This is a genomic window from Moorena sp. SIO4E2 (assembly GCF_010671945.1).
Lineage (GTDB): Bacteria > Cyanobacteriota > Cyanobacteriia > Cyanobacteriales > Coleofasciculaceae > Moorena > Moorena producens.
The window spans coordinates 1-12,121 of sequence record NZ_JAAHIE010000195.1; the positions used below are offsets into that span (position 1 = coordinate 1).

Annotated in this window: 12 protein-coding genes; 3 read left to right on the forward strand and 9 right to left on the reverse strand. The window is 45.2% G+C overall.

The features are described 5' to 3' along the window. The 5 genes from F6K37_RS19600 to F6K37_RS19620 form a co-directional block, all read right to left on the reverse strand. Positions 1–180 (reverse strand): hypothetical protein (locus tag F6K37_RS19600; RefSeq protein WP_287251659.1); only part of this gene is annotated, 180 nt, incomplete at its 3' end. Between the two features lie 132 nt (positions 181–312). Next, complete coding sequence (locus F6K37_RS19605; RefSeq protein ID WP_287251660.1) at positions 313–966, reverse strand: metallophosphoesterase family protein; 654 nt, start codon at positions 964–966, stop codon at positions 313–315. Between the two features lie 214 nt (positions 967–1,180). Then, positions 1,181–3,031, reverse strand: coding sequence for a HEAT repeat domain-containing protein (locus F6K37_RS19610; RefSeq protein ID WP_287251663.1), 1,851 nt, complete (start codon positions 3,029–3,031; stop codon positions 1,181–1,183). 110 nt (positions 3,032–3,141) lie between these two features. After that, on the reverse strand, positions 3,142–3,816 hold the full coding sequence (locus F6K37_RS19615) for an NACHT domain-containing protein (protein WP_287251661.1): 675 nt from the start codon (positions 3,814–3,816) through the stop codon (positions 3,142–3,144). Positions 3,817–3,849: 33 nt separating this feature from the next. Continuing rightward, positions 3,850–4,161 carry a hypothetical protein gene (locus F6K37_RS19620; RefSeq protein ID WP_131827085.1) on the reverse strand — a complete coding sequence of 104 codons (312 nt, stop codon included), beginning with the start codon at positions 4,159–4,161 and terminating at the stop codon, positions 3,850–3,852. Between the two features lie 497 nt (positions 4,162–4,658). Here F6K37_RS19620 and F6K37_RS19625 point away from each other — a divergent pair, with 497 nt between their 5' ends. From F6K37_RS19625 to F6K37_RS19635, 3 genes are all read left to right on the forward strand, one after another. Beyond that, complete coding sequence (locus tag F6K37_RS19625; RefSeq protein WP_008185956.1) at positions 4,659–5,918, forward strand: RNA-guided endonuclease InsQ/TnpB family protein; 1,260 nt, start codon at positions 4,659–4,661, stop codon at positions 5,916–5,918. Positions 5,919–5,992: 74 nt separating this feature from the next. Then, the gene (locus F6K37_RS19630) at positions 5,993–6,262 is read left to right on the forward strand and encodes an Asr1405/Asl0597 family protein (RefSeq protein ID WP_008185958.1); all 270 of its coding nucleotides are present in this window, start codon (positions 5,993–5,995) and stop codon (positions 6,260–6,262) included. A 163-nt stretch (positions 6,263–6,425) separates the two neighbouring features. Next, positions 6,426–7,499 (forward strand): ABC transporter ATP-binding protein, encoded by a 1,074-nt coding sequence (locus tag F6K37_RS19635; protein ID WP_008185960.1) that lies wholly within the window; start codon positions 6,426–6,428, stop codon positions 7,497–7,499. A gap of 79 nt (positions 7,500–7,578) precedes the next feature. Here F6K37_RS19635 and F6K37_RS19640 read toward each other — a convergent pair whose 3' ends face one another. The 4 genes from F6K37_RS19640 to F6K37_RS19655 form a co-directional block, all read right to left on the reverse strand. Next, positions 7,579–7,728, reverse strand: coding sequence for a hypothetical protein (locus F6K37_RS19640; RefSeq protein WP_154659835.1), 150 nt, complete (start codon positions 7,726–7,728; stop codon positions 7,579–7,581). Between the two features lie 94 nt (positions 7,729–7,822). Further along, positions 7,823–8,644 carry a DUF4231 domain-containing protein gene (locus tag F6K37_RS19645; RefSeq protein WP_287251662.1) on the reverse strand — a complete coding sequence of 274 codons (822 nt, stop codon included), beginning with the start codon at positions 8,642–8,644 and terminating at the stop codon, positions 7,823–7,825. A gap of 280 nt (positions 8,645–8,924) precedes the next feature. Further along, positions 8,925–9,845 (reverse strand): NAD(+) kinase, encoded by a 921-nt coding sequence (locus F6K37_RS19650; RefSeq protein WP_008185964.1) that lies wholly within the window; start codon positions 9,843–9,845, stop codon positions 8,925–8,927. Between the two features lie 1,491 nt (positions 9,846–11,336). Further along, on the reverse strand, positions 11,337–11,798 hold the full coding sequence (locus F6K37_RS19655; RefSeq protein ID WP_008185966.1) for a DM13 domain-containing protein: 462 nt from the start codon (positions 11,796–11,798) through the stop codon (positions 11,337–11,339). Between the last annotated feature and the right edge of the window lie 323 nt (positions 11,799–12,121).

Here is a 12,121-nt window from a genome sequence, read left to right on the forward strand (position 1 = left end):
TCCCTTCCGGTGCGCGCCTCCTAGGGCGAGTAAATCGCCCTTGGGTCGCACCGCAAAGTTGGGGGACCCACGGGGGCTTGACCAAAACCAGATGATCGCGCATTCATTCCTTGATTCAGCAACGCCAAAATTCTTGGGTTTTAGAGAACAGGGAACAGGGAATAGGGAAGAGTAACCCACCCCTAACCCCTCCCAGGAGGGGAAAAGGGAACAGGGCAAAAATTATGTGTACCTCATTAGGATAAAAACTGCTATAGATCAGTAGGCAAAACTGCGCTCAATCCCTACTCCCTACTCCCTACTCCCTACTCTCTACAACTCAATGGAATAATAATCCAAACCACCTTTTCCTGGACCCTGAGTCCACCGTGAATCAGGTTTCCAAGCACCATTTTCTTCTTCCCGACGGCGAGTGTAGACAGTGAGCTGATTATCCTTAATTTTCAGTAGATTATATTGCCAAGGATAACCGGGTATGAGTTCTTTGGTAGGTGCCCCAAAGGTGCCAGCACCAATTTGGTCGAGTTTGCGCCCAGTTGGACTGAGGTCGTAACGGAAAAGGCTGGTTTCGGCTTTGTGGATGTGTCCGTGGAGGAAGAAGCGGAATCCAGCTTTGGCGAGTTGTTCCATGAATCCTTGGTCGGTAATGCGATCGCTTCCAGCACTATTGAGGGGATGGTGCCAAACCGCTAGTTTCAGGCAGTTGCCGTAGTCTGGGTTACGGCGAATTTCGGCCAGAGCCTTGCTTAGAGCACCGGAGTGGATGCTAGCACGAGCTCTAAAGTGGTGATCCAGTTCCCAAGCGGAGTTTAGTCCTAGGATCAGCAAGTTTTGGTCTGGGAAATGGTCGATAATGGCTTGCTGGTCATAGTCGAGGGGATAGGGTTTAGTTTTGATAGCTTGATAGAATTGGCTGAAGTGGGCAAACCGTTGTTGGTATTTAGCGTCATCTCGGACTCGAATCACCTCTTCAGTAACTTTGATGTAGTGACCCTCTGTGAGTTCACCGTGGTATTTTATGCGATCGCGTAGCGGCTCTGAAAGAGCATCGCATAAATCCTAAGCCTCCTCTAGTTCCCAATTGAGGTCATGGTTACCAGGAACTAGAACAATTTGCTTCCAGTCTAGGGGGAAGTCTTGGCGGAGGTTGTGGAGAAACTGTTGTGCAGTCTGGTATTATTCAGGGTTTGGGATTATAGATTGGGTTGTAGAATTGGCAGCGCTCTTGAATGGCGTTAAGAGCGTTCATGCTTTGATCACAACTTATGCCATCATTAGTTTGTACAAATTCTTCGTTGTTGAGGCGATTAATCAGTTTAGAAATAGTAGCTTCTGTGCCAATTTTTTCCAGAGCTTCTGCTGCCTTTTTAGGTCCCCAATAATCACCATGTTCTAGGCATTTAATTAGCCCATCAATAGCGGCTTCTGAACCAATTTCTCCGAGAACTTCTACCGTTATTTCTAGCCTATAATCCTTATCATTATCCAGGAGTTTTATCAACTTATTAGTGGCGGATTGTGAACCAATCTTAACCAACGCATCTGCTGCCCTTTTCTGCACAGAATAGTCGTCATATTCCAGGAGTTTAATTAGCCCATCAATCGCAGACGTTGCTCCAATATTACCCAAAGCCTCTGCTGCCTTACGACACACCAAATCCTCCTCATCTTCCAAGCATGTAATTAACCCGTCAATCGCCGCTGCTGACTTAAGTTTACCCAAAGCCTCTGCTGCCATCCAACGCACATCTGAGTGGTCATCTTCCAGACATTTAATTAATCCATCAATCGCTGCTTCTGAGCCAATATCACCCAAAGCAGTTGCGGCCTCACGACGCACTAAATAGTCGTCATCTTCCAGACATTTAATTAACCCATCACTAGCCGCTTCTGAGCCAATTTTTCCCAAAGCCTCTGTTGCCCAAATACGTAAATCAGCGTCTTCATCGTCTAGGAGTTTAATCAGTTCATTAATAGCATCTAATGAACCAATTTCTACCAGAGCTGGTTTCGCAATATACCTTACATGACGCTTTTCATATTTCAAGAGTTTAATCAGAGGATCAATAACTACTGATGATTCTAGGGATTCTGGTGATTGGAAGTTAACCAGAGCTTTTGCAGCATTTATGCGCACATAGGAATCTTCATAATTGAGGAGTCTACTCATACCATCTCTAGGAGCTAGTGACGAAATTTTCATCACCGCATCTGCTGCAGTAGAATAGACATCATAGTCTTCATCTTCCAGGAATTTAAGTAGCCCATCAATAGCTGCTGGTGACTGGATTTTACTCAAGGCTGTCACTGCACTTCTCCTTACCATAACGCTTTGATCATCTAGACAGCTAAGGAGACCATCAACAGCGGTTTCTGAATCAATTTTTCCCAGAGCATCAGCCGCATAACGGCGAACATTCTGGTCTTGATCTTCCAACAGTTTAATCAACGCCTTAGTAGCTGATTGACCTCCGATTTGAGCTAAAGTATAGGGTACCTTCCACCTTTCATAAAGGTCTTTATATTTAAGGAGTTTAATCAAAACATCGATAGTTGCTGGTGACCGCATTTCAATTAGAGCTTCTGCCGCCCTCGTACGTATAAGTGAGTCCTCATCATCCAGGCATTTACTTAAGGGAGCAATCGTGGCTTCTGTGCCAATTTCAGCCAGAGCATATGTCGCCCTCCTACGCACATTTGATTCGGGATCATCCAGGCATTTACTTAACGGGTCTATGGTGGCTTCTGTCCCAATTTTTTCGAGAGCTTCTGCCACACTCCTACGCACAGCAAAGTTGTTATGAGTCAGGAATTTACTTAGCTCAGGTATCGCTTTGTCTGATCCAGTTATTCCCAACAACTGAAGCTTAAGTAAAGTCGGAACCTTTAACCCAGCCACCAACCCAACAGTCTGCTCCTGAAACTCCGGTTTTACTGCTCCGGCTAACCTGGCTCCCAGTTTCCAATCCACTGCTAATCCTAACTTGACAACCCGCTGGGCTTGGGCTTGATCATCTACCAATTGCAGCATCAGCACCAGAGGTTCTGTCCATTTAAAATAATTCAGATAGTTTTGTTGTAACTCCTGATCGCTGATACTTGGTAATTGTTGTAATAAAGATTATGCTGTATTTATTATATTCATTTTATAGCATTTATAGTTGAGTTTTTAACATAGAATTGATGGGAACAGCGGAAGGGTTGCATTTCCAACTTCTTTTCAATCCCTAAGTTACCACCAACTCCTAAATCCCTAGTGGTGAAAATCATGGGAGTAGGCTTCTGGTAATCCCTCCGAAACTGAGTCAAATCGACACGTGCTGCTTCTGAGGGTAGCTCGTTTACCCCATCGATCAGTAACCAGAATTTTCCATCAAACAATAGTCTTTCGATCTCCGTGGAGTCCAGCAGTACACCATGGCGTTTCAGAAAATTCCGTACTAACTCCAACACGGATGTCTGGTAATATCGCAGTTCCACCAGCACCGGAATTTTCCCTGGTATCCCATCATCCCCCAACAATCGCAATAACGCAGTGGATTTGCCGGAACCCGGACGACCCACTAGTAAAACATGGTCAGTAGCATACTTGAGCAATCCTTCTAGGACAGGTAAGCGCTCAATTTCTTCCCGATTTTCGTCTGGTTGTGGCTGCTCCGACTTGATGGTTTGGACCATCAGGTTAAAGTTAAACAGTCTAGGGGTCTGTTGCTGCGGCTTGGGCTTGCGGCCTTGGACATCGGTGAGGGTATAAACTTGCCACCATTTGGCGTAGGTGTTACGGATTGATGCTAGATAGGGATCCCAATTGATCATCTTAAGGATCTTGTATGAATTATGAAGGTTGAATTATCTGGCACCCTTGTCATTCATTATAGTGGGCGGGCAGTTGGTGGGCAGTGCTTTGGGATGGGATGGGGAGCTGATCTGATTGGTCTGCTGCACTGCCCACCCTACATCTATTGCTCGATTGTAGTGGAACTGGCATCTTGCCAGTTTCAATATATGTTGGGGCGGGCAGGATGCCCGCTCTACTGCTATGCTCACCCAGTGGAATGGGCATCTTGGTAGAACTGGCATCTTGCCAGTTTCTATTTCCAGGCAGTTGGTGGGCAGTGCTTTGGGATGGGATGGGGAGCTGATCTGATTGGTCTGCTGCACTGCCCACCCTACATCTATTGCTGGATTGTAGTTGCAATTATAGTTGACAAAATTATCTATAAGTGCTTACACCCCTTGCCCTAGATATTTCCATCTCCTGATCACGCCATCTCCCGGTGTTCCAGTGCTATTCTCCCACTGGCAACTGTTGAAATAATCAAGACTTAGGCAATTGCCCCCTAAATCCCCCAATTCTGGGGGACTTTGACATCATTACCCCCCAAAATTGGGGGGCAGGGGGGCAAAACCCAGTAAACTTCGTAAGTCCTAATAATATTTTTTTTGTAAATTAGTTGAGAAAGCTTTGCATTTGAAACCTAAATAGACTAAACTAGTCTATGAGCATTAGCAATAACTAATCCCTGGCTGCTCAAATCTTCCCTTAACCAAGGCAGCTTGCTTCCAGCTTTTAACTAGCGGGGGGTCTGGGGGATACATGAACCTCCCAGGGTAGTTTTCTGGGTTTCAATACCCCTAAAAGTGGTATGAGTCTAACAATGAACTACTGTTACCGAATCTATCCATCCGCCATTCAAGAGCAACAATTGCTCGAATGGTTGGAGGTTTCTCGCCTGCTTTACAACCAAGGATTGGGAGAAATCAAAGACTGGATAAATTCGCGCAAATGTCGTGTTAATTGTTGCTCTTTGCAGTCGGAATACATCATTCCAGCTGATATTCCTTTTCCTAATTATTATGATCAGCAAAACGCCCTCCCTAAAGCTAAGGAAGTATTTCCCCGCCTGAAACAAGCCCCTTCGCAAGTACTTCAAACTACTCTTCGTCGGTTGCATAATGCTTGGGACTTTTTTAAAACAAGAGGCTTTGGCTTTCCTCGTTTCAAGAAGTATGGGCAACTCAAGTCCCTACTTTTTCCTCAGTTCAAATCCAACCCAATTACGGGTTGGCAAATCAAACTTCCCAAGCTGGGGAAAGTGCCGATCAACCTGCATCGACCTATCCCTGATGGGTTTGTGGTTAAACAGGTAAGGGTGTTGAGAAAGGCTGATAGATGGGAAGCAGTTATTGCTATTTCTTCTGATATCTCGATACCGGAAGTTAAGCCTCATGGTAAGGCCATCGGCATTGATCTCGGGCTTAGCTGCTTTCTGGCAACATCTGAGTCTGAGTTGATCTGTAGACCCCGATTTCTGGTTAGTTTGCACCGCCAGCTGAAATTGCTGCAACGCAAGTACGCCAGAACTAACAAGGGTTCTAAAAATCGAGAACGAGTGAGACTAAAGCTGGCCAGGTTCCACAACCACATTGCTAACACCCGCAAAGACTACCACTACAAGCTGGCGAATCATCTTTGTTCCACTGAAGGAGTGGGGATGGTTTTCGTTGAAGATTTGAATGTTTTGGCAATGAGTAGAGGGATGCTTAGGAAGCATACCCTCGACGCCGCCTTTGGTCAGTTTCTCAACATCTTGGAGTGGGTAGCATCTAAGCACCAGGTCTACTGTGGGCGTGTCGATCCTAATGGCACCTCCCAAACCTGTCCCAAGTGTGGAACTCATACCGGCAAAAAGGGGCTTTCGGAGCGGGTACATCAATGTAATGGTTGTGGATATAGAACGGATAGAGACCATGCAGCTGCCCAAGTAATCAGGTGGCGTGGTTTAGAACAAGTCAGTACGCAGGGACTCTGCGGAATAGAAAACGCCTATGCAGTCGGTCTGCCGGGGGTTGGGGAGACCCGATCTAGGTCAGAGGCAAAATCTCGTAAGAGAAAAACTAGGAATGCCCAATCGTGAGGTTGGGAAGCCTACACCATAATCGTTGATTTGGTGTAGGAGGATGTCACTAAAAAACTATTTCATTATTGATTATGGATCCATCTATATCTGAATCAGAGGCCAGTCAAGTGATAGAGATCAAGTGGGGAGACCGATGGCAAGTCTATCGGCGCTTGCAAGAGCTAGAGATTCCCTGTCACTGTAAGACTGACCAGCCCTTGAGAGCTGAAATCGATAATGTCACGGCTTTGATTCAAATTTGGAGTATCCTCAGACAGCTAACCCTTCCGCGCCAGGAGTTAATATCCTGGCTCGATGATTGCTGGCAGCTTCCTAGCAAAAGGCGCAAGGAGAGACTGTAACTAGTAGGTAAGCATTCAGCCCTCAGCGGTCAGCCGTCAGCTTTCCATAACTCAGATTAAACTACTGATCCTGTCAGGTCTACTCAACCTGCCAACATTCAACCTGCCAACATTCAACCTGCCAACATTCAACCTTCAACAAAATAACTTTCACTATCAATTCATGACAAAACCAGCAATTCTACATTTAGAAGGGATTACTAAACACTTTGATCAAACCACTGAGCCAGCAGTGGGGAATGTGTCGTTTACCCTCCATGAAGGGGATTTACTGGGATTAGTGGGGCCATCTGGCTGTGGCAAAACGACTTTACTGCGGATTGTAGCTGGGTTTGAGCGACCCCAAGCGGGACTAGTGGTATTGGCAGGACGGAAAGTGACTGGGCCAGGGTATTGGTTACCACCAGAACAGCGCAATACTGGTATGGTATTTCAAGACTATGCTCTATTTCCTCACCTGACCGTAGCAGAGAATGTGGCGTTTGGGCTTAAGCAGAATCGGAAACAGAAGAGTGGTGTCTGTGTCAAGGGTAATACGGAAGATGCGATCGCATTAGTCGGATTAGCTGGCATGGGCAAACGTTATCCCCACGAACTCTCTGGTGGTCAGCAGCAGCGAGTAGCCCTAGCCCGTGCCTTAGCCCCGCAACCTAAATTAATTCTATTGGATGAACCCCTCAGCAATCTGGATGTCCAAGTGCGTCTGCGGTTGCGTCAGGAAGTGCGAGCTATTCTCAAAGAAACCGGCACCTCTGCTATTTTTGTCACCCATGACCAAGAAGAAGCCTTGTCGATATCCGACCAAGTGGGAGTAATGCGTTCTGGTCGATTAGAGCAATTGGGGACACCAGAAGAAATCTATACCAATCCCAGCTCTCGCTTTGTAGCAGAATTCGTCACCCAAGCCAACTTTTTACCAGCCCAACGCAGAGGAGACCTATGGGAAACAGAAGTAGGCTCCTTTGCCATCAGAGTCAATGATGCCATACTTAATACAAAACTGGATCAGCTGGAGCAAGGGGAGCTGATGCTTAGGGAAGAAAATGTACTTCTCAAGGCTGATGATGACTCCACCGTAGTGATTCAAGACCGACACTTCCTAGGTCGTGAATACCGCTACTGTTTACAAACCGCTTCCGGCACAAAACTCCACGCTCGCACCAACCTTAGCACTCAGTTACCCGTAGGGAAGCGGGTGCGACTGTCTGTAGCTGACCCATCAGTACCGATATTTTAGAATTTAGAATTTAGAATTTAGAATTGAAGAGAATTTAGAATTGGGAATTTAGAATTTAGAATTGGGAATTGAAGAGAATTTAGAATTGGGAATTTAGAATTGAAGAGAATTTAGAATTTAGAATTGGGAATTTAGAATTCACCATTCTGGCTTCTGGCTTCTGGCTTCTGGCTTCTGGCTTCTGGCTTCTAGCTTCACCATTCTGGATTCTGCATTCTAAATTCACCATTCACTATTCTGCCTTCACCATTCTTAATTCTTCATTCTACATTCTACATTCTTAATTCTTAATTCTACATTCTTCATTCTACATTCTTAATTCTTCATTCTTCATTCTTCTCCGCTGACTGATTGCCATCAGAGGATTGCACTTGCTTGAGATGAATCTTATTCACCTGAACAATATAATGTTCTATGGCCTTTTGTGATTGTTGTTGACGTCGCGCGCCATCGGGTGAATCAGAAAAGCGATAAGCTGGAGTAACTCCCAAGACAAATTTTTCCTGTTCCGCCTCTAACAATTCTACAGTAGTGTTGGCAGCAATCCAATTTTCTTGAAACGGAAAGGAAGTAGACACACTAGCAACAATAGAAGCAACCGCTGGAAAGATTACCGGGAGCCACTTTAGTAATGCCGAACCAGTTTCTAATTTGTCTAGCAAGACTAAAATTGGTGTTATTCCCGATAAAATAATGGTTAACATTTGGGCAATATAGTAAGCATTTCGGGAGGTCTTGCGGGTCTTTTTATAATCGTCAATCAACTCCTGGCTATAGGTTAATGCTTTTTCTATCGCTAGAGTTATCGGGTTATTCTCTGTGGAATTATTACCGCACCAAAGCCCACTACACAGTTTAGATTTTTTGGTCAGTTGCGACTGATGATTAGCTTCTTTATAGTCTTGCCACAATTGTTGATTAAATAGAAACAGAAATAGAAAAACCGCAACACAAGCAGCGCTAACGATTAGCAATATTTGACGGTGTGAGATAAAAATAGAGGCCATTCCAACCCCAACCCCACCAGCCAGGAATAAATAAGAACCGATATTGATTAAAACTGAAGGTCTTGAAATTGATGAAGACGAGATTTGCTCTATTGTCTTAGGAATTTTAGTTTCTGGAATTGCTTCAAAATTAGTCATTTTTATCTGAATATCAAAACAGTTAATGGTAATGAACATAATTGACTAGACACAATTATAGCAAGTAGACATCTCCAGAAACTCGGTTTTGACCCAGGCAGTGCAAGGGTTTGAGGTTAATTTTTGGAGATGTCTAGTGGGCATTGCTGATTGGTAGAATACTCAGAAATCCCACCGTTAACCCTCCGTTATGATTTATTTTTGAAATTTTGTCCCCAAACTCCTCAAACTCCCCCCACTCCCCACACTTCCCACTCTCCCCATTAACTAAGCAATTGACTCAATTGCGGTGGTTGTTACTGTAGGTGACTCTAGTACCAGCCCACTGAAGCTTAGTCCTTAAGGTCTGGTAATAGGAATACTGTTCCCGTAGGATAATGAACTTGGCCTGACAATCTGCTCTACGCACGTCCACCCGTTGTCCAGGCCAAATAGAGGTTGCGAGCACACCATCCATCCAGAGTTTAGTGTTTAGTTCATAATCCCCCAAGGGCCAGATACTGACAACAGAGCCAGAGGGGAGCACGAAAGGACGACTGGAAAGGCTCATCGGACAAATCGGTGCTACTGCGATCGCTTCAATCGAGTCGTGCAAAATTGGACCATTAGCGGAAACAGTATAGCCAGTGGAACCAGTGGGAGTCCCAACAATTAGTCCATCCCCTTGGTATTGATCCACTACTTCTCCATCAATTTCCATTTCCAGAATTGAGGTAATCATCCGATCGGCAGAGGCAGGTTTAATACACATTTCATTGAGTGCGAAAAAGCGTCCGCTAACTGGTGTCAGGTCAGTGCGGTTTCCCTCAAACACAGCCCCCTCTAACATCATCCGCCGCTGAACTGCATAGCGGTCTTCTAATAGTCGGTTCCATACTTGCTCAGTGTCTTTAAATTCTTCGATAGGTTCGGTCAGAAATCCCAGATGACCTCCAACATTTACTGCCAAAATTGGTATTCCTTCCGGAGCCAGATGTCTTGCGGCTGCCAATACTGTCCCATCCCCCCCGAGAACCACTGCCAAATCAATGGCTTCGGTGGCAGAAGCTAAAAAGACTGGGTAGGGATTATCTTTCGCGCCACTTGGTCCGATCAGAACCTTGCACTGGCGTGTTTCCAACTCCCGAGCGCATTTTTCTGCGCAACGTTTTCCTTGGGAGTCTCCAGCTTTGTGAATAATAATGACTTGCTTTAGCTGCACGTTACTGTTCTGGCTTACCCCTAGTGTTCACTGTTATTCTAGAGCGTTGGGTTAAGCGTTACCTGATCTTTGCGGGGAAATTGGGGAAATAATTAAATTGTCAAATAAATTTAATTCTCAAAAAGGCGTTTTCTTGATCAAGAAGACTACCAACTTGGGCTAACTATAACTAGACACTGGGTCAAACAGACTTAGTCAATAGGAGATTAACCCATGACAAACGAAGAATTTGATACCTTAGTCAAGAAACTCGAAGATTATGCCCAACAATATCCCGGTAATTATCAGAGTGGGAGAGTTTGAGAGGGAAAAGAATACCCCGTCCTCTTAGGTCTTGAAGTTACCGTAAGGAGAGGGTCGCCTTAATCAATAAGTTTTAACCTTTTTTTGCATAGCCTGCCTTGGGAGTTATAGCAGTCGCCAGGGCAGTTAGGACATGACAAAAGTCTCAAAGCTAAGTATAGCAATAGTTTTACTTCTGACTTCTGACTTCTGACTTCTGACTTCTGCTATACCGTAAGACAGGGGAGCCTTATTACAAAATTTTTAACCTTTTTATTCATAACCTGCCGACCAGAAAGGCTCCCCTGTCTAAGAGGATATCTGAAAAGTTTTTTGATACTGAATTTTGCCCCCCTAGCCCCCCAACTTTGGGGGGAACAAGAGTCAATTTGCTTCTAAAAGTCCCCCAAAATTGGGGGATTTAGGGGGCTTGGATGTAGCAAATGAGACTTCTCAGACAACCTCTAAGGTTTCATCGTAAGTATTCAGCGATCAGCGATCAGCGATCAGCGATCAGGCACGAGAACTGCACGGGGTCGGATTAGTAAAACCAGCAGGGATTTTCAACCAGCCGTACCAGCACCCCCCAGCTTATTTACTAAGCAGGTACACAAAATTGATTACACATTTTACAAAACTCAAAGCCTTACAATGTAAGGGTTACAGAGATGGCGAGTAGGTAATTAATTCTGCGATCGGTGCTTACCTCCCATTGATTAGCTGACGGCTGACGGCTGACGGCTGAATACTTACGTTTCATCTTTAACCATAAAGGCGACCCTCACCATCAGGTTTCGTCTCTGGGGATGAATTTTCCCTCTCAAATAGTGTTAATATAAAAAGTAAGGGTCTCAAAAAAAACTGGGTATTGACCCTACTCAGGTACCCTGGCCATAGGCCACGCTACGGGAACGGTGCGCGGGAAAGTTACGCCCAGGTCGATAACAACCAACGGTGGTTGTGCAAAGGATACCCCATTCCTGCGACGGATGGGGAGGTTCAAGCCTACATTGTTCCTGACGGGGTGACAAACAGCCTTAAAAGCCTTGCTGGGTGTGGGGTGACCGGGTGTAGGGTGTAGGGGAAGATCAGGAGCTGGCTACCTTGCGACGGAACGGATGAAGCGATGAGCAACTAGCTCCCTTTGACCGTACTGCATCCCGACTCCCGACTCCCTACTCCCATTAACCCAGGACGAAAGTACCTCTTTTATAGGGAAGCGTAACCAAAGGTGATGTTAAACCGACGACACCAAATTGCTACAGAGCCAAATTCATCAAGATTCCAGTCGTCAGGAATAGCATAGCGTTGAGCACCACTGAATTGCTTGAGTCGGGCAAGGGTTACATAGTCTCGTGGTTGAATTTTACGAGGTACACTGCTGTTCCGATACAGGACTACATTCACATCGGGGCCACTACCAGTTTTAAAGGATTGATCGAATTCTAGATAGCGTTTACCATTTTCATTGACAATCTTGGCATTTCCTTGAGTGCGATGCCCTCTATCAACGGTGATAAAGCTTCCTGTGGCGATAGTAGAGGCTATTCGTTGACTGAGCAGAGCATTGTTTAAAGAGTTGTGTTTAACAACAGTTGTTTCTGCTTGCACAGCCGGAGTTGCTGCTGCCATTAACAATACGGATAAACCACCAACAATTAGACGTTTCATAACACTTCCTCCTAGTAATAAAAAATGAATTGAATCATTGTTTTAGTTGCTTAATTATTATAATGAACTACCATCCTGAAATCGCCCTAACTAATAAATGAAAGTTAGATGAGATTTAGACAAGAAAACTGAACCACTCAAAACTGACCCACTCATATCAAGTCCGGTTGAATACCCATAATCTAGGGGCCCGGGCGCGGGAAGTGTGGGGAGTGTGGGGCCCGGGCGCGGGGAGTGTGGGAGATGGGGGAGATTTTGATTAAGGGTAATCATCCTGATCTGATATCAGCCCTCAGCTACTTTAGGGTAAGTTAGGGGAAGGG